This is a genomic window from Acidicapsa acidisoli, from assembly GCF_025685625.1.
Lineage (GTDB): Bacteria > Acidobacteriota > Terriglobia > Terriglobales > Acidobacteriaceae > Acidicapsa > Acidicapsa acidisoli.
Genome location: NZ_JAGSYI010000005.1, coordinates 1 through 24,559 on the forward strand (window position 1 = coordinate 1; position 24,559 = coordinate 24,559).

At 54.8% G+C, this 24,559-nt stretch carries 20 protein-coding genes; 14 read left to right on the forward strand and 6 right to left on the reverse strand.

Translation table 11 applies throughout. The annotated features are described in order from the left end of the window. Positions 1-234: 234 nt before the first annotated feature. Complete coding sequence (locus OHL23_RS25170) at positions 235-1,407, reverse strand: glycosyltransferase family 4 protein (protein ID WP_263354809.1); 1,173 nt, start codon at positions 1,405-1,407, stop codon at positions 235-237. A 771-nt stretch (positions 1,408-2,178) separates the two neighbouring features. On the opposite strand from OHL23_RS25170, the gene OHL23_RS25175 reads away from it, so the two are divergent. After that, entirely contained in the window at positions 2,179-3,009 is an 831-nt protein-coding gene (locus OHL23_RS25175) for a glycosyltransferase family protein (RefSeq protein ID WP_263354810.1), read from the forward strand. Between the two features lie 102 nt (positions 3,010-3,111). Here the strand turns inward: OHL23_RS25175 and OHL23_RS25180 are convergent, their stop codons facing one another. Together OHL23_RS25180 and OHL23_RS25185 are read right to left on the reverse strand one after the other, a co-directional pair. Further along, positions 3,112-3,954, reverse strand: a complete 843-nt coding sequence (locus OHL23_RS25180) for a glycosyltransferase family 25 protein (protein ID WP_396127421.1) — start codon at positions 3,952-3,954, stop codon at positions 3,112-3,114. Positions 3,955-4,076: 122 nt separating this feature from the next. Beyond that, on the reverse strand, positions 4,077-4,316 hold the full coding sequence (locus OHL23_RS25185; protein ID WP_263354812.1) for a hypothetical protein: 240 nt from the start codon (positions 4,314-4,316) through the stop codon (positions 4,077-4,079). A gap of 184 nt (positions 4,317-4,500) precedes the next feature. On the opposite strand from OHL23_RS25185, the gene OHL23_RS25190 reads away from it, so the two are divergent. Further along, positions 4,501-5,841, forward strand: a complete 1,341-nt coding sequence (locus OHL23_RS25190; RefSeq protein ID WP_263354813.1) for an ATP-grasp domain-containing protein — start codon at positions 4,501-4,503, stop codon at positions 5,839-5,841. Positions 5,842-6,072: 231 nt separating this feature from the next. Here OHL23_RS25190 and OHL23_RS25195 read toward each other — a convergent pair whose 3' ends face one another. From OHL23_RS25195 to OHL23_RS25205, 3 genes are all read right to left on the reverse strand, one after another. Next, positions 6,073-7,197 carry an acyltransferase family protein gene (locus OHL23_RS25195; protein ID WP_263354814.1) on the reverse strand — a complete coding sequence of 375 codons (1,125 nt, stop codon included), beginning with the start codon at positions 7,195-7,197 and terminating at the stop codon, positions 6,073-6,075. A gap of 268 nt (positions 7,198-7,465) precedes the next feature. Then, entirely contained in the window at positions 7,466-8,011 is a 546-nt protein-coding gene (locus OHL23_RS25200; RefSeq protein ID WP_263354815.1) for a serine O-acetyltransferase, read from the reverse strand. A 90-nt stretch (positions 8,012-8,101) separates the two neighbouring features. Further along, complete coding sequence (locus OHL23_RS25205; protein ID WP_263354816.1) at positions 8,102-9,565, reverse strand: sigma-54 interaction domain-containing protein; 1,464 nt, start codon at positions 9,563-9,565, stop codon at positions 8,102-8,104. Between the two features lie 636 nt (positions 9,566-10,201). Between OHL23_RS25205 and OHL23_RS25210 the strand changes: the two genes are divergently transcribed. The 12 genes from OHL23_RS25210 (at position 10,202) to OHL23_RS25265 (ending at position 24,521) form a co-directional block, all read left to right on the forward strand. Then, entirely contained in the window at positions 10,202-10,462 is a 261-nt protein-coding gene (locus OHL23_RS25210) for a helix-turn-helix domain-containing protein (RefSeq protein ID WP_263354817.1), read from the forward strand. Positions 10,463-10,603: 141 nt separating this feature from the next. Further along, the gene (locus OHL23_RS25215; protein WP_263354818.1) at positions 10,604-11,896 is read left to right on the forward strand and encodes a WecB/TagA/CpsF family glycosyltransferase; all 1,293 of its coding nucleotides are present in this window, start codon (positions 10,604-10,606) and stop codon (positions 11,894-11,896) included. Positions 11,897-11,950: 54 nt separating this feature from the next. Beyond that, complete coding sequence (locus OHL23_RS25220) at positions 11,951-13,135, forward strand: glycosyltransferase family 2 protein (RefSeq protein ID WP_263354819.1); 1,185 nt, start codon at positions 11,951-11,953, stop codon at positions 13,133-13,135. 117 nt (positions 13,136-13,252) lie between these two features. Beyond that, positions 13,253-14,353: a polysaccharide biosynthesis/export family protein gene (locus OHL23_RS25225; RefSeq protein WP_263354820.1), complete on the forward strand. Its 1,101-nt coding sequence runs from the start codon at positions 13,253-13,255 to the stop codon at positions 14,351-14,353. A gap of 108 nt (positions 14,354-14,461) precedes the next feature. After that, positions 14,462-16,684: a GumC family protein gene (locus OHL23_RS25230; protein WP_263354821.1), complete on the forward strand. Its 2,223-nt coding sequence runs from the start codon at positions 14,462-14,464 to the stop codon at positions 16,682-16,684. 1,148 nt (positions 16,685-17,832) lie between these two features. Beyond that, positions 17,833-18,507 (forward strand): iron-containing redox enzyme family protein, encoded by a 675-nt coding sequence (locus OHL23_RS25235; RefSeq protein WP_263354822.1) that lies wholly within the window; start codon positions 17,833-17,835, stop codon positions 18,505-18,507. A gap of 27 nt (positions 18,508-18,534) precedes the next feature. Then, the gene (locus OHL23_RS25240; protein WP_263354823.1) at positions 18,535-19,353 is read left to right on the forward strand and encodes a serine aminopeptidase domain-containing protein; all 819 of its coding nucleotides are present in this window, start codon (positions 18,535-18,537) and stop codon (positions 19,351-19,353) included. After that, a complete protein-coding gene (locus OHL23_RS25245; RefSeq protein WP_263354824.1) occupies positions 19,350-20,282 on the forward strand; it encodes an alpha/beta hydrolase in 933 nt (310 codons plus the stop codon). The genes OHL23_RS25240 and OHL23_RS25245 overlap by 4 nt, the downstream gene beginning before the upstream one ends. A 77-nt stretch (positions 20,283-20,359) precedes the next feature. After that, positions 20,360-20,605 (forward strand): hypothetical protein, encoded by a 246-nt coding sequence (locus OHL23_RS25250; RefSeq protein WP_263354825.1) that lies wholly within the window; start codon positions 20,360-20,362, stop codon positions 20,603-20,605. Next, the gene (locus tag OHL23_RS25255) at positions 20,592-21,989 is read left to right on the forward strand and encodes a class I adenylate-forming enzyme family protein (RefSeq protein ID WP_263354826.1); all 1,398 of its coding nucleotides are present in this window, start codon (positions 20,592-20,594) and stop codon (positions 21,987-21,989) included. Before OHL23_RS25250 ends, OHL23_RS25255 begins: the two co-directional genes overlap by 14 nt. After that, positions 21,982-22,716 (forward strand): SDR family NAD(P)-dependent oxidoreductase, encoded by a 735-nt coding sequence (locus tag OHL23_RS25260; RefSeq protein WP_263354827.1) that lies wholly within the window; start codon positions 21,982-21,984, stop codon positions 22,714-22,716. Before OHL23_RS25255 ends, OHL23_RS25260 begins: the two co-directional genes overlap by 8 nt. Next, complete coding sequence (locus OHL23_RS25265; protein WP_263354828.1) at positions 22,713-24,521, forward strand: long-chain-acyl-CoA synthetase; 1,809 nt, start codon at positions 22,713-22,715, stop codon at positions 24,519-24,521. The genes OHL23_RS25260 and OHL23_RS25265 overlap by 4 nt, the downstream gene beginning before the upstream one ends. Positions 24,522-24,559: the final 38 nt, after the last annotated feature.

The window sequence follows — 24,559 nt, forward strand, 5'->3', positions numbered from 1 at the left end:
CCGTTATCGCTTACATTCACTGGGAACAGTCCGATCCGCATCCCATCGTCATCGGCGCTGCATTCCTACTTCGCAAACTCACACAAGTCCTTGAATGACACATCAATCCAATATCCGATGCCCCGGAAACGAAAAACTGCCGAAGAGTGAGTGGCCTCTGCATTTGAACCGCCAGCGATGCTTCGTGAAGTCCCTGCTCCTCGATCGGCCACCTTGCCCGTTTGGTCCGTCCCGCTATCCCCGAATTTCATCAGATAAGCGGGGATCTATGTTGCGGTTCAAGACACCGTCCACGACGGAGCGCATCGAACGGCCCCAAGCGTCCCAATTCAGCCTGCGCTCGTACTCGTCTCGACAAGATACGACCAACGCGTAATACCGGCTGGGTTCGGCAATGATCTGCATGATCTTCGCGGCATACGCGTCGCCGCGTGCATCATAAGGCATGGCATAACCATTCACACCTTCCCTCAGAGCGCCGCAAACTCCTCCGGTATCGGTTGCTATGGTTGGCAGACCGAAGGCGCTGGCCTCACACGTGACAACCCCAAGCGCTTCTGCGCGGGTCGGAAAAAGCATGAAATGCGCATCGAGAAAAAGCTGCTCCATCTGCTTCCACTGCTCAGGGTCATGCTTGCTCAGGAATGGAATTACGCGGAACCGAGGATGCTCGAAGCCGGCAGGAGGTATGCAGCCGCAGAGAGTAAGAGTGGCCTCAACGTTGTTCTTCAACAGAGTGGTGAGGCATTCAAAAGCAATTGGACCCCCTTTTCGCTCCCAATCCACACCCACCATGATTAGATTGATTGATCCGTCTAGCGAGCGATTGAGGGCCGCCGATCGCGTAGGAGGATCATTCAGATTTGCTCCGAAGCTGATCTGATGGACGGACTCGGGCGGTAAGCCGAAGTCGTCGCAGCAACTTTTAGCGGCCCAATCAGAAGGAAAAATGCAGGCGCTAGCGCGGCGAACGGCAAGCGATTCAATATACTGCCCCTCGGCCCTGGCGAAGGATGATACCGCAGCTAAATCGGGATAATAGTCGAGGATCAGCGGCCAAGTGATGTCAGAACAGTAGATAATCGGGAGATCGGTCTTGAGGAATGCGATCTCCGACGCGGCAACGGGCGCGAAGAGGATGTCACACGGTGATTCCTGAATTCGCCGCTCGAAGAATTGGGCGAGCCTGTGGGCGAGCAAACGATGCTTGTCCCCGAGGAGGATCTTGCCGGTGAGTTTCTTCCAGATTCGATTGAGACGAGAGGAATTGTGTTCGATGAATCTCGTTCCGAAAGACTCGTCGGGGCCGAGATACACGACTTCGCCAACATGGGCTTCCAGCGCCCGGCACATAAAAAAAAAGATGCCCGACCAGGATCGGATATTGCGAGCATCAAAGCGATGCACAAATCCGATCCGGAGTCGATGATTCGTGCTTGGCAAATCGGCAGACGGTATCACTTGAAAACCCTGCTCCGAAATAGGATTCCCCTTTGCACACAAAGCCTTACCCAATATTCAAAAGGCATCAGTGCGAGCGGTGTCTGATTATCAATTATCTGATCCTAAGATACCATGTTCGCATTAGGCCCAACACAACGACTGGTAAAACCGCCGGTCTTCCGAGCGGCGATGGTGCCGAAGACGCATGCGCACTGGTTCAATAAAGCTGAATACAACGCTTGATTCAGCACGTCATGCCATCAGCCCATAGGTCCATTGCCTTCGACGCGAACTCCGTACCGTACAACATACGAAGGGTTGGGGTTGACGTGCAACAGGCGTGGATTTGCTGTAGTGATGTTCGTATCGAGAGCCACGCCAGCCTTGAATCTCTCAACTTCCAGATGGCTGAGGTCCAGATAGCTGAGGTCTTGGATCTTGGGCCATCAGTCTCCTGTATAATCGCCTTCAAACACTTGACATGGGTTATGCAGCACCCGAATCATTCGCACGTTAGGCTGCGGGGGGAACATGGCTTCTGATAGACCCATCCCGGTCATCTCCGTCTTTAGCGGTCTTGAACCCGGCTGGAAGTGGTATGTAGAGGAAACTATAGGCAAGGCGTACTGGGATTTCCATACCGAGGAAGCGAAGACCCTGTTGGAACGCAAGATTCGGCGTCCCCGGCTAAGCCGAGTGGCAGGAGCGTTCCGTTGTGTTTCGAGCGCCAGACGCTTGTCCAGCAGCGCGGTAGCTGCATGTAGCCAATACAACACGATGTGGGCCGCCATTGCCCTGCGTGTTCTCGCGGTTCAAATACCCTTGCTGTCCTTCTCCTTTCATTTTCCTAGACTACCCAAGGGTTTGCGCTTGTTGATTATGAAGTGGGCCTTTTCGCGCGTCGAGCGATTCATGGTTCATTCCGAAGCGGAGAAGGAGCGATACGCTAAGCACTTTGGATTGTCCGTAGAGCGGTTTCAGTTAGTGCGTTGGGGAGTGCAACCCTCTTCGGTACAGATCGAGGATCTCCCCCCTCCTATTGAGTCCCCATATATCTGCGCACTGGGAAAAGATGGGCGGGATTACCGCACGTTAATTGAGGCTATGAAGATGCTGCCAGAGTTGACATTGATTGCCGTGGCGCAGCCTTACAACTTGACAGGGATCGACATCCCGAAGAATGTGAAGATCTACTGCGATATTCCTCTTGTTGAGGCAACGAACATTTTGAAACATTCGCAATTTATGGCGCTACCGCTTGAATCCGACGAGACATCCTGCGGACATATCACCCTTGTTTCTGCAATGTATTGCAAGAAAGCAATTGTTGCCACGAGTTCGTCAGGGATTGCGGATTACTTCCCGGTGGGATACGACGCTCCGAAGATCGCCGCAGGGGACGTTGAGGGCTGGGTAAAGGCGCTCGGTGCGATGGCTGCTGATCATGATCGATTGGAGCGATGCGCAATTGCTGGTGAAAAGTTCGCTTATGAATACTGCTCGCGTGATGCCAGTTATCGTGGCACCATGGATGTGTTTCGCAAAGGCGGAATCGTGATTGGCTAAGGAGCCTCTGGGCAGCTTTCTGACACTATGGACTTCTGCAAATGTCAAACTCCTACTGCCTCCTGGACAGAGCCGGCGAACTCCCGATTGAATTAGAACCGTTCATTGATTTGCAAGGTTTCTCATCCTTCTCAACAACGCAATGCCCTGGCGAATTCCGGGAATCCGGTCAAACCAGCGCAGTGAGTGAATATCGGTCCTGGACTTGCGTTGATAACCCAGCATCGGCACTGAGACAAGAGTGATCTTCGTAGGGAACTGTTGCCGGAACCAACAATAGGCGCCGTCCACGTGCATCGGTCCTCCGTTCGGATCACCGGGAGGCCTGCTCAGTATGTTCTCAAGATAAGTGACAGCTTCGCCGATTGCTGGTCCGCAAAAGCCTACAAAGTGTGTGGTGGAAAGCGGAGTTGTCGGACTAAGCCGGAGGACACCGCTGGTTCCTTCGGGCTGAGGAAGTGAATCCGCGATGTAACCTCCGTAGAAAAGGCTCCAGTCTGTCTTCTCCAGCTCCGCAACTACATTGCCTATACGCGTATTGAAATCTGGTGCAAAATTCAGGTCATCTTCGAAGATCAAGATACGTTCGAATTGCCGGTCGCGAGCGTGGCGAAGGATACCCAGGTGACTCAGAAAGCAACCTCTGGATCCGATGCTCGGAAAACCTTCGGGTTCCTGGGGCCGAACAGCCTCAAAGAGGCGAACGCATGGCGTGTCAAAACTGAGTCCGATTGCATTCAATTGTTCAGCCATCTCCCTCCGGCGATCGTGTCTACTCGGAAGGTTGATCACATAGATCTGCTGGAAGTACTCCAAAACATGCATGAGTCCTTTGCTTTCCTCGACGCAGGGAGAGCAACTATTGATGATTGGCTTTGTCATTTGCCCCCAAATTACTGCACGCTGGAATCTTCTCGTTGACGGCGGACCGATCATCCCGATCATACCGAAAACTTCGACACCACATGAATGAAAATGCAACCGTGAATGTTTACGCCGAGAGAGTGCCGCATTCCCCACATGCACCGTCTTCCTGCACTCTACCGTGGAAATCCCAGATGAATCACCTATTGCACAGTGCCCTTCAGCGCGGGTGATTCATTCCGATGCGAAGCGTCCGGCTCGCTCTCGGCTGACAGGATGCCGTCGAGATCAACCGACGTATCACACGGCCTGTCCAGTCCACGCACCATATATTGAATGACACCCTTCGGCGGTAGTTCACCAACGGAAACACGTCGTCCACGAGAATCCTTCTTCGAGCGGCCGAATTCGGCTGTGGCATCGTAGCCGCAGGCCACATTCATCGTGGCGTTTCTTTTAAACGCAGATGATTCCAGCCGCGTCTACAGACTGTTTTAATGGCCTGAGTTGTTTACTCTTATCCCCCATAAGAGGTGGTCCGACCGGGCCGAATTGCGTGCTATAGTACGAAGTAAAATCAGAGCCTCAGGTGATCGCCGCCCAAGCTGCCGGATCGCCATCGGAAGTGTGGCACTCGTGAACGACAAGTCGGGACCCGCAGTACTGGTATGCGCGTCAATGTGGTGGCCGCTGTCGGCGCGCTTGGCGACCGCACTCATCCGTCACGGATGTAATGTGTCAGCCGTCTGTCCATCCAGGCATCCACTGCGGTTTGTGACTGGGATCGAATCGGTATTTCCGTACAGAGGACTCAACTCCATCGGTTCGCTGAAGGCTGCCATTTTGGCTATGCGACCGATCCTGATCGTGCCCTGCGACGATAGCGTGGTCTGGCAGTTGCATGAATTGCACGCGCGGAATCCCGATCTGCGCTCTCTCATCGAACGCTCTTTGGGAGCTGACATAGCCTATCCGGTACTTCGCAGCCGGGCCACATTCCTGGAAGCGGCAGTGGAACTTGGAATCCGTGTGCCGGCTACGCGAACTCTCACCTCGGAAGACGACTTACACTCCTGGCGCGCGGACAGCCCCGCAGTTCTCAAGCGCGACGGAACGTGGGGAGGCTCCGGCGTGGCCATCGTCCACTCTCTTTCGAGCGCCCAGGCGGCCTTTCGCAGGCTCTCGCAACCCATTGGCGCCGGAACTGCATGGAAGCGCTGCCTGATTAACCTGGACCCTGTCGCGCTCTGGTCATGGAAACGGCAGGAGCCGCCGAGAATTACCTTGCAGGAATTCATCCAGGGCCGTCCAGCAAACTCGATGATCGCCTGTTGGCAGGGTAAGCTTCTGGGGATTGTTTCTGTCGAGGTTTTAACCTCTCAGGGAGCTACCGGCGCAGCCACCGTGGTTCGACTGATGCAGAACAAAGAAATGGAGCGAGCGGCGCGACTGCTGGCGAGGAAATTCATGCTCAGCGGATTCCATGGCCTGGACTTCGTTCTCGATCAGAAAACCGGCGCAGCGTACCTGATCGAAATCAATCCTCGATGCACGCAGCTCGGCCACTTGCGTCTTGCAAATCAAGGCGACCTGGCCGGTGCGCTCATCGCAAAGCTTCGGAATCAGCCGATACCTCCGGTAACGGACCCGCAGGACAGTCTGTCGGGTGAGACCATCGCATTTTTTCCACAAGCCATCCAGTGGAATCCGAACAGCCCCTACCTTCGCTATGGCAAGCACGATGTTCCGTGGGAGGAACCCGCGCTGGTGCTTGAGCTGCTCCGTGGCGCTTGGCCTGAGCGGAAGTGGTTGAGCCGCATTTATCACCACTACCGCGCCCCCAGTCCTCCGGAAGAAGTAGATTTTGAACTGTCTCGCGACAGGTTGACCAAAGCTGATTTCCATCAGCGCATGGGTAGCATGGCAACTCAGCCGCGTAAGCATGTCCGGAACGTAAAACTGGGATAAGTCTGCTTCTCAAACCCACGTATCGCAGCGGCGTCAATGAAGCGGCGCCGCTCCGGCAAGGCGGAGCCTGTATTTTGTCTTTTTAGGGCGTGACACGTGAGGCATTCGGCCAGATCGCCAGCTTAAGCGGCAGAGATCAAACCAGTGAAAGCGTCATCCGATCTGTGACTCGAGGTTTTAGCCCTTTAAGCAATTGAAATACAAAGCATAGAGACGCTGAAGGAATAGAAGTTACTTCGACCGCAAGTCCGCCTTTTCCCTCGCACCTTTCGAGAGCATCTTCCCGAAATGGATCGCCGGCTTCTCAACAAAGAAGTACGACAACGGAACCACGACGCAAAGCAAAGACAGAAAGAACGGTGCTCCGGGAGCCTCCCAGGAATAGAGTGAGACTGGCGCCGTAAAGAGCTGCTGCCAGAGGTAAATGCCATAGGAGGTTATCCCAACAGCTTGAATCGGTCTGCTACACAGGAAGGATCTTAGCCAGCCTCCACATTCGAGACTATGCATCAAGATCAGGCCGATTGCTGGAGGCATGAGCAGGGCCGAAAACAATGACTCGTTGAAGGCCCCATGCGGTACCGGATGGATTAGAAGCGTGAGCGCAACGAGGCTAACAATCCATCCCGGAACTCGAGCCGCAAAGTGCCGAACAGGACGTTCATGGACTGCCATCAAAACGCCAAAACAGATGCAGGCAAATCCAACCCGGGTCCGAGCATCCACAGCAGGATTCACTTGGTGCGAAACAGCAAGCGATAGGTTCCACACAAGGCAGAGAAGAAAGACGCAGGCAAATACGAAGGCTCTCCACCGTCGCCGGCTTAGTATCCAAAGAGTCGGGAAAATCAGATAAAACTGTTCCTCGACTGCAAGGCTCCACGTGTGGCCAAAAAACCAGCTACCAGGGAGTACGTTCACGTCTGCCAGGAATGCTGCCGCGATGGCCAGTGATACCCATCGTTCCTGGATGAGCCCTGTTGCGATCAATAGAGCTATGGCTACCACGTAAAGATACAGCGGCGGAAGTATCCGAAAGATCCTGCGATAGTAGAAACCCTTTAGCGAGAGAAATCCGTATCGCGACTCTTCCGATACCAGAAGGCGACAAATCACAAATCCACTGATCACAAAAAATGTGTCGACCCCGAGGAAACCTGCCAGTCCGAGAATATGCCATAGGAGATATACAGGCCGCACCAATCCCGAAAATTGAATCGAGAATAAGTGATGCAGAATTACCAACAGCACACTTATGGCACGCCAGCCATCCAACTCGCGTATACGTTTCTGTGAGCCGATATACGAAGAGGGACGAATCGTAGGCGGACTCGGCTCTTCTTGCGTTTGTGCCACTAGGTCGCCCCCAAATATGGATGTTTGTTTCAGGATAACAAATACTTACATTGGGGCGCATGTGCGTATCCCAATTCCAGGTTTGGACGTTGAACATACTCCACATCAACTCCGACGCGATCCTCACTATTAGTATCGAAGCCGTCCGGTGTCTGCGGCGAGAACTGAAAGAGTCCGACACGTCTGCAATTCGCACGTGACGCAGGGTGGCCAGGCAAGCGTAACCTATATATCTCTGTGGCGCCTTCCGGCGCTACATCCGATTCGCCTAGTTACTCGATTCCGACCGCGTCGCTTCCACAAGAATCTCTTGCGCCTTGCGCGGCCGAATCTTGGCCGGAACCCCGACTGCGATGGAATTGGATGGCACGTCACTAATGACCACAGCATTGGCGCCAATCGCAACGTCGTCCCCAATCCGGATGCTCCCCAGGACCTTAGCCCCGGCACCGATATCCGCGCGATTGCCTATAATCGGCGCTCCGCGTTGACCCGTGTGACGAAGCCCTACGGTCACTCCGTTTCGGATCACGCAATCATCCCCGAATACCGCATCTCCACTGATGACAATGCCACCAAAGTGATCTATGCGAAAACGCCTGCCAAGCTTCGTTTCACAAGGAAGTTCGATGCCTGTAAGGATCTCCATAAGTAGCTTGAGCATTTTGTAGGCGAAGGAAAACGGACGGCGCAGCGCCCGATTCCGAATCCGATAACGCCAATTTCCGAATCGATAGACGATCATGACCCAGAGACCCTGGCGAGTCCACTCGCGATCATAGGTTTGCCAATCCTCGCGGATATTCTCGAACACGAGATTGCTCCTTGGCCACGTATGAAAAGTTACAAATTACGCGAATATGGTGATCCGTTCGATTTTACCCGAAGCGCTCCATCCGCTGATTCAGGCACTGATTTCGCGCTGTTTCCCTTTGGACTCGACAATGCCGTATTTCTGCAGCTTGTAGAGAAACGCTTTGTACTCAATTTGTAACGAAGCAGCAGCCTGCCGGCGATTCCAGCGATTGGCTTCCAGAGCATTCATCAGTAGCTCAGTCTCAGCCACACGCGACGCTTCTGCGAGACGATCCAGGCTATCCACACGTTCGGGCCGCCTGCCGACCTCCAAACCCTCGGGAGCTTCTCCTTCGGTCAAAGCCGAGGATGTCGACAAATTTGCATCCCGACCGTTTGCCATTTTAGCCGGACTGTCCCCGGAACGGAGTTCGTCAACTCCCTCGAGCAATTCGCGAATGATCATCGCCGAATCCTGATAGACGAGAAAACGGCGCATGACATTCTCGAGCTCGCGCACGTTACCGGGCCAGCGGTATTCCAACAAAAATCTCTTCAACTCGTCACTGACCAGCGGCGCTTTCTGCCCCTTTGGAAGATGACGCGCCAAAAGCGTCTCGGCCAGCGTGAGGATTTCCTCGCGGCGCTCGCGCAAAGGCGGGATAACGATCTTGATGACGTTCAGACGGTAATAGAGGTCTTCTCGAAACGTCCCATCCTGGATGGCGCGCGACAGATCACGATGAGTCGCCGCCATGACCCTCACATTCACTTTGATGGTGCGATTGCTTCCCAGCGGTTGAATCTCTCCATCCTGCAAAACCTGCAAGAGCTTAGTCTGCAATCGCAGATCCATGTCCCCGATCTCGTCGAGCAGAATGGTTCCACCCTGAGCGGTCTCAAATCTTCCCTGCCGGTCCGCATTCGCTCCCGTAAAAGCGCCCTTCGCACTGCCAAACAGTTCACTTTCAGCCAGTTCCGGCGGCAACGCCGCACAATTCAGCTTGAGGAACGGCTTATCGGCACGCAGGGAATACGCCCTAAGCCGCCTGGCCATTACTTCCTTGCCAACGCCCGTTTCTCCGCTTAGCAAAACCGGAACATCGGCCATTCCAACCCGCCTCAGGAATTCGTCTGTATAAGGAAGAAACACACCGTTCTGGCTCGAAAGCGCTTCAACCAGCCCTTCGCTAGCTGCCGCTGCCGCCGTCTTCAGCGCTCGGCGAACGATTACCGCAGACTCGGCATGATTCAATGGTTTATCCAGAACCCATACCGCGCGATTCCCGCCTGAGAGCAAATCAAGCATGGAACTTCGCTCTTGAGCAGTCAGAAGGATCTGAAGTTCCGGCCTCGCTATACCCAACTCGATCACCGCCGCATAGTCGCTCTGACGGCGCATCGTCACGCCAAATACAACAATCGACGCCGGGCATCCAGGTTCGCGAAGATACGCGACAGCCTCTTCGACAGACCGGAAACACAACGCACAGGTGCCCTCAGCCGCCAGATTCTGGATCAGCTGTTCGTGGGTCTGCGAATTCTGCACTACCAGAACAATGTGTCCGCCCATCAGACCTCACCAACGCTCTTACCAATCACCCGGAATCATCCTTATAGCACCGCCCCAGGCGCGACCTGCTCTACCGGCGTGCAATCCCCTGAACCATTCGGAAGACCAGCCCGCGCATCAACAATTTATTTTCACTTGAACTGAGACGATTCGCCTCCGAGCCCGCTTTTATCGGAAAGTTCGCGCCTGAGAGGTCAGTGTGATGGCTGAAGTATACGTGGCGCGTCTCATCGAAAGCAATCCCATTTCACCCCCCCAATGCCCGCTTTGGGATCGAGGCCATTTCAGGCAGCTAGGCAATCTTATTACTAGAGTACTCGTTTTTCGCGCAATATGGGTTACTAATATGCGCCTCATTACTACGAATTTCCAAATATTGGGTATCTCCTTTCGATAACTAAAGCGGTATAGCACTTTACACGATCTGGTTATGCCGTATCTCTATGGCTCAGAAGAACTTCGGACAGTTTTGGAACTATGGAGATTTTTTAGGAATTATCTAATCTGCTCTTCGCAACAATATGTTGACGAATAAGAGATTTAGGGTTTGGCAGCCGGATTGCACTGCAGGTTGCAGTAACTGCTGCTTCTGCTCCCTCCAGAAAGCTGCAGCCAGTTGAAATCGAGAGTGTAACCGTGACATTGAATCGAGACATATACCCAAATCTGAAGCTTCGGATGTACACCACGGGCATCCGGCAAAACCGCCTGGCAAGAATGCTTGGCATTCACGAAGCGTCCTTGAGCAGAATCATGAACGGATTTCGCGAACCAACCGGTGACATCCGCGTTCATCTCGCGGAGATTCTGCAGAGCGATCCGGATTGGCTTTTCTACAAGATGCAGGTCAGCGACGAAGTCGCATTCAACGAAAATCACGTAGCCATTCACCAGTAAATCTAAGTCCGGCGACGGCAGTTCCACTCCGGATGCACCGAACTTACGGCGCAGCACCACAAAGTGGGGACAGCGATTCCCTGCAATTACGGCAAGTTTTCTGCATTGAAACGAAGTAGCAACTTGACCTTGGAGCACGACATGTTGAACTTATCCTGCACTACTGTAGCTGTCCTTGGTATTCCCTTCCATAACGTGACCATGGACGAGACGGTCGCGCTTATTGAAGAACAGATTCGGGAAGGCGGCTTTCATCAGGTGGCAACGGCAAACGTTGACTTCCTGAAGAATGCCATGCAGAACAAGGAAATAAGGGATATTCTGTGCTCGTCCGAAATGATCGTTCCGGACGGAATGCCTATCGTCTGGATTTCGCGGCTGATCGGAACCCCACTGAAGGAGCGCGTCGGTGGCATTGATCTCGTCGAGCGTCTGGCAGATGTATCGGCGCGGCGCGGCTACGGCGTTTTCCTGCTCGGCGCCAGCGAGGCCCGCTCCCAGCGTGCCGCTAAAGTGCTGAAGCAGCGCTATCCAGATCTGCGCATAGTAGGCCGGTATTCCCCTGATCCCCTGCCGCTGGAGAAGATGGACCACGAAGATATCCTTCGTCGCATCGAAGAGGCGCGGCCGGATATTCTGCTTGTGGCCTTCGGCAACCCCAAACAGGAACAGTGGATTGCGATGCATCGAGACCGCCTGAAGGTGCCCGTCTGCATCGGCGTAGGCGGTACACTGGACATGATCTCAGGAACCGTTCCCCGCGCCCCCCAGTGGATGCAGCGCAATGGCTTGGAATGGCTGTATCGCACATTGCAGGAGCCTCGCAGGCTGGCGGCCCGCTACCTGGCCGACGCAATGTGCCTTTTACAGCATCTTCCGGGGTACATCGCTGCCTCGGCGGTGCAGCCCAGACACTCCGCCAAGTCTAATATCATCGTTCAGCAAGTCGGAAACACGAAGCTGATTTCTATGATCGGCGACCTCAGTGGCACAGCCTTGGAGGAATTCAATGCCTGCAGCCGCTGCGCTTGCGAAGAGGGAATGAACATCGTGCTTGATATGTCGCAAATCGGCTATCTGGGACCGGAATCCCTCGGTTCCCTAATTCGTCTGGCTGGGTGGATGCGACGCCGTCGGGAGCAGTTGTGGCTTGCAGAACTGCCATCCCATCTCTCACGAGTCCTCCGCACAGGACAATTGCATAACTATTTCATGACGACTACGATGGTCAGTGACGCGCTCTACCGAACAGCAAAGGCTGAACAACGCCTGCTCTCAAGCTTTACTCCAGCCTGGGACATGAATCGGCGGGACATGGCGCGTGTGGACGTCCGCGTGGAACTGCTGCAGGATGTTTGCCGACGGATCATCACCGCGGAGGAAACCGAGGAACGGACCCTTGTACCAGCTGCCTTCGCAAGTGCTGGCAGGTAATGCGTCTTACGGGTCGCGACGCACTCAACCGGTTTGGAATAGGCGTTGGCTGCGATGACATACCTCCTTTTCACCTTTCTTGGCGCTCTTCTGTTGCTTGCGACGCTTCCGCTGGTGCTTGAATTGTTACTCGTGACTTCGGCAAACCTGTTGCCGGCCAGCACGAAACCCGATGCCAGATCGACCAGGGACGACCTCGTCGGTTGTGATTTGGCCGTCATCGTCCCTGCTCACAATGAGGAGCTTCTGGTTTCCCGCTGTGTTGCAAGCCTACGCGCTTCCGCAGGCCCTGACGTCAGGATACTGGTGGTTGCACACAACTGCTCCGACGCAACAGCTGTTCGGGCCGCTGCTGCAGGCGCAGAGGTTCTGGACTATAACGACCCAACTGCCCGAGGAAAGGGATTCGCGCTGCGCCACGGTTTCCAGTACGCACTCGCCGCCGGAGCCGCGGCAGTTATGGTCGTCGACGCGGACTCCACGGTATCTACAAACGCAATAGGTGCAGTCCGCTCTGCGTTTGCGACCGGAGCCAGGGTCGTGCAGTGCCGCTATGAGATGTTCAGCACCACCGAACGATCCAGCACCAGACTCGCAGCTCTGGCCTTCCGCGGATTCAATGTAATCCGGCCTCGCGGGCGCCAGCGGCTTGGACTTTCTGCCGGTATTCTCGGGAACGGATTCGGAATCGTTCGCCCGGTTTTGGACGCGATCCCATACGATGCATTCTCCGTTGTGGAAGATCTTGAATACCACTTGCATCTGGTCACGGCCGGCGAGCGGGTGCATTATCTCGACGCGGGAGTTATCTCCGCGGAGTTTCCTGAATCGCGCACCGGCGAACACGTACAACGCTCCCGCTGGGAAGGTGGGCGGCTTCACACAGCGCGCATCTGGGCCCTTCCGCTCATCGGCAGGATTCTGAGCGGCCGCCTCAAGTTGCTTGAGCCCTTATGTGATCTGATCGGTTTACCTCTAGCCTATGGAGTCTTCTTTTTACTCCTGGCGCTTTTGATCCCGTTGGAATGGCTGCGCTGGTATGCCGGCATCTCCCTCGTAATCGTGCTGGGACATGTGCTTACGGCTGCCTGGGCAGGCCCGGATTTTATCAAGACATTGCAATTGCTTGCCTTGGCGCCTGTATATGTCCTGCGCAAACTCCGGATGATTCCAGGTGTACTGCGAGGATCCAGTTCGAAGGCCGCCTGGGTTCGCACAGAACGGGATAACACCTTGTAGGGATTGAATCGGGTAAGAACATCCCCGATACTCTGAATTTACGTAACAATGTGACGCCTGAATAGCCGGCGATACGCGTAAGACAGTATAGGTTGGGCACTTCCCCGGAGGGTTGAAATGAAGTCTGCAAGCACGGCCGCAAATCTAGAATGGGCTGCTCTGGCGTTTGCCCTGACGGCTTTGACAGCTTTGGTGGCTTCGACCAGCTCCATGGCCCAACAGCCTGCACTACAGCCAGCAAATCCAACTTCGGCCTCGTCGCCGCAATCTTCCGGTTCGGCCTTGAATACGGTCCCGTCCAACGGGCCCGTACTGACATTGAGAGATCAGAAGTCCCTTGAAAACTTTGAGCCCGCGGCCAATGAGGAATATACCTTGGGTGCGGGGGATGAAATAAGCCTGGATTTTCCCGGACGGCCCGAACTCGCTGGCAAAAAGACCGTCGGTCCAGACGGAATGATAACCCTGCCTCTTATCGGCCCCGTCCACGTTGCAGATCTCACCCGCGCAGCAGCAAGCGATGCAATTATCAAAGCCCTGAGCAAGTACTTTAGGGACTTGACCGTGACCGTAAGCATCGACAAATACAGCTCCAACAGGGTGCGTGTCCTTGGATACGTGCAACACCCCGGAGAAATATTCTTCGAAAGCACACCCACGCTGCTCGACGCAATCGGTAAAGCCGGCCTGATTTCGCCGCAGGTAACCGCAAATGGCGCTTCCACTAATGTCGGGACGGGCATTCCCGAAACCTGCACCATATACCGCGGCAACGATACGGCCGTTCAGGTCCAGTTGCGCGAGCTGCTGGTAAGCGGAAATGCGCTGGCAGACATGCGTTTGCGTCGTAACGACATTGTCTTCGTGCCTCAGCCCAGGGAACTGTTCGTCTCGGTACTCGGAGAGGTGGGCAAACCAGGCACTGTACCCCTCACCCCGGATTCGACGCTTACCAGTATCCTTGCCGAGGCCGGGTGTTGTGCTGAGAGCGGCGGGTTCAATCCGAAGATTCACATCCTTCAGCCCTCTACCGGCAAGGACTTCACAATCGACTACAAGAAGGTCATGACTCTGGCCGGCCAGCAGGAGTTCACCCTGCACTCTGGCGACGTAATCATGGTTCCGAAGTCCGGCCTTTACAAGGCGACGTATCTCTTGCAGAGGATCAGCCCTGTCGCCACACTGGTCAGCCTCGCTGCGATTGTAGGCGCGGGTTGAGCAATCGGGAAGACCGTTTTCAACCCTGGATTGCGGAAACGGAGAGAGCCGCAATCGTAATTGATCGAGCGTTCGAGTCACCTTCTCCAAGGATCGAAGCATATGTACATGACACCGACCAATAACCCGGAGCCCTATTCTCCCGTTGCGACCCAGCAGCCGCTCCGTCCTGCTTCGCGAACGAGTCCTTTCCGCATCAATGTGTTGAATAGCCTGCGGTTGCATCCCGTATCGTCCTTGCTTGTGACATTGCTTGTGCTTGGCCTGGGACTTGCGGTAATTGCAAAGCACAAGCCTACTTATTCAGCCTCCAGTACTATCTACGTCTCGCCAACTCCAATCAAGACGCTTGTCGATGACCGTGAACTCGAACGGCCGTACGAAGGTTATATTCAGGAAACCGTTCACGCCATCAACCGGTACGACATCCTCGCCGAGGCTATACGCAGAATGCCTCCTGGCACCTGGCAATTTCCGGGTGAGACAGAGCACAGCGCAGTGTTACGCCTGCAAGGGGCACTCGGGATCGAGCGTATAGAAAGAACCTACCAGGTCGAAATCGGGATCTCGGGCTCCAGACCCGAGCACTTAGCCGACATCGTCAACGCCGTCACCGCAGTCTACATCGAGAAGGCTAAATCCGAGGAGTTTTACGGACGGGACGACCGCCTTGCGTCGCTCAAGGAAGAGCAGGCTCGAATTCAAAACGAAACCGATTCCTTGCTTCAGGAGCAGGACAAGATTACGAGGGCATTGGGAGTCGCATCCTTCACCGCCAAGGGATCAAGCCTTATCGATGATGAGAACGTCAAGATTCAAACAGCTCTGACAGCGGCCCACGAGCAACGAATCCAAGCCGAGGCGCAACTGGAAGCAATCAATAGCGGCGAATCGTCAGCGCCTAATTCGGCGCTGAATGCAGCTGCCGATGACCTGATCGCCAGTGACCCCAGCCTGGTGACGCTCAAAGCATCTCTTAGCCAGCACAAGGCGGACCTGGTAGATAAGCTGAGCGGTATGACGGAGAACCATCCGCAACGGAAACAGACAGAAGAAGCTCTCGCACAGATCGAAAAAGAGCTTGCCGACATGCAGGCGAGTCTGCGGCGCCAGGCAGCCGCGCATCTTGAGCAGAAGCTGCGAACGCAGCTGAATCAGGCTCAGGTGGTCGAATCCAAGCTCAATGGCGACTTACAGCGTGGAACCAGCCAGGCCGCCAGCACAGCCCCCAAAATCCAGCGGGCCGCGGAAATACAGGCAGACCTTGACCGTCTGCAAGCGCGTCAAACGGCCGTAGACGATCGCATCAGCAATCTGGAACTGGAAAGCAGTTCCCCGGGTTCTGTTCATCTCTTCTCGCCCGCTATGACGCCTCTTGGCCCGGAGAAGAGTAGGGTTACTACTTTGCTCATTGCGATATTCCCCGTATCGATCATCATGGGAATTCTCATCGCAGTGATCCTTGACTTGTTCGATCCGCATATCTACACAGCTTCAGACGTCGAAGCCGTACTCGGGTTTGCCCCCATCGGCATGTTGTTCGATGACCGGGAGGTCACACAGATAGTCTTTGACGAATGCGCTCTGCGCCTCGCCGCTGGAATCGATCATGCAGCCCGAATCAGCCGCGCTCGAACCTTCGTGATGACCGGTGTAAACTCCGGAGCAGGCACAACTTCCATCATTGAAAATCTCGGAAGCATGCTTGCCAAACTCGGACGCAAAACGTTAGTAATCGATCCCTCTGGAAATTCCGAGCCTGTAGCCTTCATTACCCTGGGAACAGGCTTGCAAAAGCGCACTGTAAGCTTGCCCAACGAAGTCGACAACGGCGCTGATTCGGCGACTGAATTGCAAAAGGCCAAGTCCAACCTCCAGGCTATTCCGACGAGAATCGCCCCCGTGACAAACCTCGTCTTTGAGAGCTTCCAGAACCTCTCCTCAGAGTACGATGTCGTGCTAATCGATGCGGCGCCAATTCTCATTTCGGCTGAGACCGAGTATCTTGCCCGAATGGCGGACGTGACAGTGTTGGTAGCCGAAGCAGGCAAAACCAAGAAGGCATGGCTTACGCGATCCGCTCGTTTACTGGAACGTATTGGCGTGGCCGGAGCCGCGGCAGTAGTCAACAAAGTTCACCCCGCCCGCGCCGAAGAATCTCTCAAGCATGATCTTCGCGAATTCGAGCTGCGCTCTGACAGAGTTAACCTCCAGGAGTGGTGGAAGCCGGAAAAGAATTCTGGTCAAACCAAGCAGGCGTCCGTTGCTTCGTTTGACCAGGGAAATTCACGCGCAAACGAAGAGGATTCTGTATTTGCTCGTAACATTTAGCCGATGACGATGCGTCAAAATCTCGTTCAAACAGGCACAAGATAAGATTTTTTGGACCATCAGCAGTTATCTTTGAATTCTGAATGGAGTCGCATAAACTACAGACTAGCTTCTCGCGCTTAAAACCAGTTCAAGGTCTCTTAATACTTAGACCCTTTCCAAAATAGATGCCATCCCGAAAGGAATTACGCGCCAGCAATGACACGAGTTGCAGATGCCATGTAACTGATGTCGGCCCCACCATTGTGTCCAATTCGACGATGTGCGTTCTGCGTCAATAGAATCTGCCTCATTAGCGCCAAGGCATGGCTCGCATCACATCAATCTGATGCGAGCGCGCCATGCCTTATTGGGATACTCACACCGGAAACTTCCACATCCTGGTGTTAAGAAAGTCTGCTTATAATCAAGGCTCTTTATCTGACTACAAAAATAGATACTGCATCCGCAAAATGATCCATTCATGTTTGTTCCACGGCAAAGAATAGCTTATTGGATTGCTATTCTGCAGGACTCAGGCTTCAACGCAAGCCTCATAGGCCGCAAGCGCAACAAAGCCGGGACGCATCCGGATTAGCGTTCACAGCAGTATTCGTTCATTCACAATACTCAGCCAGATGCACCGATCCCATACAAGAGATCACCGGGTCTCGGCCGAGAGGCTAATGGCGGAATAGTAACCCAAAGAACTAGCACCTATTGTTGGGATTACCGTTACGAAAATGTGATAGTTATCGTGACGAATTCGCGGTTATTATAGTGACAGATCGGCATCAGATGCGTGGTACGCTGTTCGGGCACGCGACAATTTGCTCCCGGTAGAGGTTGAGTCATGCCATGCTCTACTACAGTAGAAAGCGTCGATCACAAGTCCCCATAAGATATGCGCACGCCGAAATGGGGGTGACAGGGCGAAGCACTGTTGGAAGTATTTTTGAACCGACCTCAGATACGGCGCGAAGACAATGGCGGGAGTTCGGTCGCACCATGATAAGCATGTTTTTCCTTGACCTAACGTTGCTGTTCTCTTGAGCACTATTGTTCCTCACGGTAGTAAGCGAGAATCCTCTTCACTGAATATCGCTCCGCTTGGACACTCTGAGTGTCGGAACCGGAGCCGAATTCCAATCCATGATGAAAGGCAGGCTATGACTACTTCCATTCTCTCTCCGCAGGTGCAGAATCACTCTGTCGAAAACTCCATTCAGCCGAAGATAGAGGGGATGATTGACGAACTCTCTGCTTCCCTCCCCGATCCCAAGCAACTAACCAGCGACCAGCGCCGTGGGATCATCGCAAGATATACCGCCGTCCTGGAAGGAAACTTCATCTACTGGATGGCAGCCACCCTCATCTCGGTCAAGTCCGAGGGAGCGCGTCCGCATCTGCTCGAAAATCTGTTTGAGGAAGTGCGCGACGCCCATCCCGTAATGCTGCGGAGATTTGCGATTGCCGCCCATGCTTTTCCCACGGACTCCGATGCACTCGTCGTAGATGAAGACCTGACAAAAGTTCGCAAGTTCCTGGGCAGACTCTCTGCAACGCAATCGTTGGCAACCATGGCCTTCTTTGAGGGATTCATTCAGAAGTTCATGGCCTACCTGGCTGATCTTGCGACACTGCAGGGTTCCACCGATATGGAGTACACCGACGTGCATGGTGTGTGCGACATCGAACACACGCAGGGACTCTTTACCGCTCTCTCGGAAGAGATGGAAGTGAACCCACTCAATCCCGAGGCAGACATCTTCGAGGGCGTCTATCTTCTTCGCACCCTTGTGCAGACGATCGTCTTCGGGCAGACAGAAACACTCGCCGCCTGATTGAGTACAGAAGCAGCGAACTTGAAAATGCAACATCGACTGGAGCAAAATCTGTTCGAGCAAGCCCACTACTTCGAAGTTCCCGGGGCACACCTGTATACGGTTCTGCATTCTGTGCCAGATCCAGTTGCTCGTGTGCTCCTGGTGGGTCCTTTTGCCTCGGAACGGCAAAACTCTTATGGCCCCTGGGTCCGGTGGGCACGATATCTGGCGGAAAGGCGCATCGAAGTCCTTCGATATGATTACCGCGGTATCGGTGAGAGCACCGGCGATTTTTGTGAAATGACTTTTGCGGACTGGCATGAAGACGTCCTGCTCCTCACGGAATGGCTGAACCGCCGGTCGCCTGCAGTGCCGCTCGTGTTGCATGGTCTTGAGATCGGAGCACTCTTGGCTGGCAAGGTCTTTGAGGCCGGAGTAGGAGACGCACTTCTCTTGTGGTCTCCACCTGCAAACGCAAACGCGGCCCTCCGCACGACACTTCTCCGTTGGATGGGTCTTTTGCAATTGCTGAGGTACTCCGAAGAACGAAAAACAGCAGCCGATTGTATTCGGGAGTTAGAGCAAGGTTTGTCCATCGAGGTAGAAGGCTATCTGTGGACGCCAAAACTCTGGCGCGACTCATTCAGCTTCGAACTGCCGTCGGCTATGGATAACGAAGAATCAGCAATTCAAAAGTATGGCCGCCCGGTGAAATCGATCGTCCTCGCCGCAAATGCTGCTCCCCTGGCTAAGAAAGGCATCGTCGGCGGCGGCGACGAAATCAAGGACCTTAGCTGGCTATACTCTGATAACTTCGAATGGATGAACGGGGCCCTGACAAGTTTTGTAGGGGAGAGCCAGTGATTGGAGCAATCGAATCTCGCGAGTTGTTTACACTCGACGGCCAAGATGTTCGACTTCAGGGTACATACCACAGGCCTCGAAGCGGCGCAGCCGGTGCACGCTGCCAGAATCCAATCGGAGTGCTGTTCCTGAACTCCCTGTTTCTCCCGAGAACAGCAACCGGCGACTCGGCGGTCTATTGGGCCGAGTCATTCGCTGCGTGCGGCTACCCGGCATTTCGCATGGACTTGCCAGGACTGGGAGACTCCGATGCGCCCCTCAATACGGCCCTGCTTGATTTCATCAACGCAGGAGGCTACGGATCGATTGCTTCGGCTAAGATCAAGGAACTCGTTGAGCGCTTCGGACTATCTGGAATTGTAATTGTCGGCCACTGTGCGGGCGCGGTGACTGCGCTCTTCGCAGCAGCAGCGAGCAAGGAGTGCAAGGGCGTGATACTTCTGGACCCCTACTTCTACTTGCCGCAGCAAATGAAAAAATCCAAGGCGTGGAAGCGGCTCGTCCGCTGGGCCGCAACCAGCGCTGTGGGCGGATCTCTCAGCAAAATGTACGATTGGCTGAAAAATATCCGCCTGGCCCTCGGTGGAAGCAGGCCTCCGGGAAACGCTAATTTTGCGCTTCTACAGCGTTGGAGCGAAGTCGCAAACAAGGGACTGCCGACCCTGCTTTTCAAGGCGCCTGGCCGAAAGAGTCCGGGAACGAAGCCAAGAGTCGGAGAATTCGACTACATCAAACATATCCAGGCCATTGCAGCCCGCAAAAGCCAGGTTACCGTTCAGGTGATTGACAATACAGATCACTCGTTTGCGAATCGTGCTGGAAGAACCGCAGTTCGAGAGCAAGTTGAGCGCTGGCTGCGAGATTGTTTCCCGTTTTCGGAGTCAATTGAGTCCGAAACGATCGCCGAGGCGTCGTTAGCCGAAAAGTAACAAAATGGACTATTGAGAACCAAGCCCAGTGCCTGTAAGGTAGAACTAACTTCGGAGAATATGAAATCCAATCGCCTATGAACATTCGCTCTGAAATTTCAGAACAATTCCAACAGGTCGCCCTTGAATATGATAAGCGGCTCGCACCCCTGACCGACCGTTTAACGCTGTTGGACTCCGGGCTCGACTCGCTCTGTTTCGCGATCATTGTCGCAAGGCTTGAGAGGGATCTCGGAATCGATCCTTTCAGCGACTCGGAAGATGCCCTGTTTCCTCTGACCTTCGGTGAATTCGTCCAATTCTACGAGAATGCCGCAAAATAACCTCACATCTCTATGGAGCACGGTCAGCGCCGCAGACAATCTGTCTGCGCGCTTTCTATTCAGTGCACAAGCCAATGTCGCCCTGAGCGAACTCCACGAAAGCTCTGCGCTCTATGGCCATAGCAATGAGCTCCGCGGTCGATCGGTGCTCATTGCGACGATCAGCCAACTCGCCGCAAGTCTGGCCCTCATCGAGCTCGATGGTGTCGCTCGGCGCGTAGTCCTGTATCCTCCCGATTTGCCTCTCGGCTACCTGCCATTTGTGATAGAGTCCGCCGAAGTAGACGCGATCGTCTCCGACGGCAAGACGGTCGAGCTAGGCAATCCACGCGTAGAACGCTTCATCCCGTGCAACGGAGAACTTACACCTGGACTAAGCGATCGAACCGCGCAATATCAGACCGAGTGGATACTTCTCACCTCCGGCACATCGGGACTGCCAAAGCTCGTCGCCCACACCTTGTTCAGCCTTGCCGGCGCGATTGAACCACAGAACTCCGGCGCGAGTCCCGTCGTCTGGAGTACTTTCTACGACATCCGCCGTTATGGCGGACTGCAGATTTTCCTGCGTGCGCTTCTTACCGGCACCTCGCTCGTGCTCTCAAGCGCCCAGGAGTCAACAGCGGATTTTCTGGAGAGGGCAAGCTCTCACGGCGTTACACATATTTCTGGAACGCCCTCGCATTGGCGCCGTGCGTTGATGAGTCCCGCGATCCATCAGTTGGCGCCAGAGTATGTCCGCTTGTCTGGAGAGATCGCCGATCAGTCTATCCTTAACAACCTTCGTCTCGTTTACCCGCAGGCTCGAATCGCCCACGCATTCGCGACCACGGAAGCTGGTGTTGCCTTTGACGTGAACGACGGGCTCGCCGGATTCCCTGCCAGCGTAGTCGCCCATACTCCGAACGTAGAAATGAAGATGGTAGATTGTTCCCTCTGGATCCGTTCCGATCGAACTGCAAGCCGATATCTGGGTGGCCATGCCCCCATTCTTCGCAATGCAGACGGCTTCGTCGATACCGGCGACCTGCTCGAACTGCGAGACGGCCGGTACTACTTCGTTGGCCGACGCGACGGAGTGATTAACATTGGCGGTCTGAAGGTCTATCCCGAAGAAGTGGAGACAGTCATCAACCGCCATCCCGCCGTCCACATGTCGCTCGTCAAGACCAAGAAGAATCCTGTCACAGGAGCCATCGTCGTCGCAGACGTAGTTCTCAAAGCATCAGAGCACGCAGCCAACCCAGACCTGCGCGAGCTTCAGCATGAGATTCTCCTGCTCTGCCGCGACGCGCTCTCATCCCACAAGATTCCCGCCGCGATCAACTTTGTAACCTCTCTCGCGGTCGCTGAATCAGGAAAGCTCACTCGACGCAATGCGTAACGTAATCGTCACCGGCGGCAGCCGAGGATTAGGCCTGGGCATTGCCCGGAAGCTCACAGGCGCGGGCTACTCGGTCATCGCTGTCGCCCGCAAAGAGAATAGCGAGCTCGTGGCCGCAATGCAGGAGGCCAATCTCTCAAATCCAGGCTCCTTTCACTTTGTTCCCTCTGATCTCACCGCAATCGAAGAGATCCCGAATCTGATCAAGACGATCCGGAAGACCTTTGGTGCCATCTACGGGCTAGTCAACAATGCAGGCATGAGTTTTGACGGCTCGTTAGCCCTCATGCCCCTATCACAGATCGAGCAACTTGTGCGCATGAATACCGTCTCGCCCATGGTCATCACCAAGCATGTTGTCCGTTCGATGATGGCTGACGGCGGTGGACGCATCGTGAATGTATCCTCCATAACCGCCTTCACCGGCTACAGCGGTCTCTCGGTTTACAGCGCCACGAAAGCATCTCTCCTCGGATTTTCCCGGTCCTTGGCGCGAGAGGTGGGCCGCATGGGAATCAACGTAAATTCCATCGCTCCCGGCTTCGTCGATACCGACATGACTCAGGGCATGAAAGAGGAGCAGCGCCAGCAAATCGAACGCCGTAGCGCCCTCAAGCGCTTGGCAGAGGTCGACGATGTGGCGAACGCGGTTGAATTCCTTCTGAGCGACAAAGCGAAGAACATCACCGGGACGGTCTTGACCGTCGACGCAGGAAGCACTGCTTGATCGAGTCTCAAAATACAACCCCAACCCAGACAAATGTTTCCGCTGCCAAAGCATGGCTGCGCGCTCTTGAGCTGACCGCGCCGATTCCTCGCAATCCGGATCGAATCCTGCCCGTCGTCCTAGCCGAGATAGCAGCGAAATCCGGCGATCAACCGGCACTTCTCTCCGACCGCGAAAGCTTAACCTACGCTGAGCTCACCGCCCGATCGAATCAATACGCCCGATGGGCACTCCACCAAGGGCTCGCCAAAGGCGAAGTCGTCGGCTTGTTGATGACCAACCGGCCTGAGTTCTTTGCCATCTGGCTCGGCATCACCAGCATTGGCGGAATCGTCGCGTTGCTCAACACAAATCTCGTCGGTCCATCCCTGGCGCATTGCGTCAACATCGTCGGCCTCAAGCATCTCATCGCGTCAAGTGAGTTCGTCGATTCGCTGACGGCGGTCATCCCGCAACTGACCGGTGCCCCAGCCATCTGGACCCACGGCGAAAACCCCGCCAGCTTCCCGCGCATAGATCTCGAGATCCAGCAACAATCCGGCGAAAGCCTGCGCGATCATGAACGGCGTCCGATCACTATCGAAGACCGCGCCCTGTACATCTTCACCTCCGGCACCACAGGCCTACCCAAAGCGGCCAACATCAGCCACGCCCGCGTCATGCAATGGAGTCATTGGTTTGCCGGCATGATGGATACGCAGCCATCGGACCGCATGTACAACTGCCTGCCCATGTATCACAGCGTCGGCGGCGTGCAGGTGCCGGGCGCGATTCTGGTCGCAGGCGGCACGGTCATCATCCGCGAAAAATTCTCGGCCAGTCAGTTCTGGAACGACATCGTCCGCTGGGAATGCACGATCTTCCAGTACATCGGCGAACTCTGCCGCTACCTTCTGCACGCCACACCTGCCGCCCATCCCGTCGAACACCGGATTCGCATGGCCTGTGGCAACGGCCTGGCCGCCGAAGTCTGGGATAGCTTCAAAGATCGCTTCCGCATTCCTCAGATCTTTGAGTTCTATGCCGCAACCGAAGGCGGAGTAGCGCTCTTCAACGTTGAGGGCAAGCGAGGCGCCATCGGACACATCCCAGGCTATCTCATCCATCGCTTCTCACCCCCATTGGTCAAATTCGATGTTGATAAAGGCGAGCCAGTACGCAACGATCAAGGGTCCTGCATCCGTTGTGGCCCAAACGAAGTCGGAGAAGCCATCGGCAAAGTAATAGAAGACCCCGCAAGCGTAGGCAGCCGCTTCGAGGGCTACACCGACAAGCAAGCATCTGAAAAGAAGATCCTCCGCGATGTCTTTACGCCCGGCGACGTCTTTGTTCGAACCGGCGACCTCATGCGGAAGGACGAAAAGGGGTTCTTCTACTTCGTCGACCGCATCGGCGACACCTTCCGCTGGAAGGGCGAAAACGTCTCGACCTCCGAAGTCGCCGAGGTTCTCTCCGCTTATCCAGGCGTCAAGCACGTAAACGTCTACGGAGTATCCATTCCGGGCACCGAAGGGCGAATCGGCATGGCGGCCATTGTCGCCGAGAATCTCATCGACCTCACCGACCTGCGAAATCATCTGCTCAACACCCTTCCCGGCTACGCTCGCCCCGCCTTTCTCAGAATCCGAGAGGATGTCGAAGTAACGGGAACATTCAAGTATTCCAAAACCGATCTGGTGCGCCAGGGATACGATCCAGCCGTCACCACCGACGCCATCTACTTTGACAATCCGGAGTCAAAGTCCTTCGACCGGCTAGACCAATCGCTGTTCGACCGCATCCAGAGCGGGAAAATACAACTGTAAGTTCGGGCCCCGATCTGGCATTCTGAAGTCAGATCTCC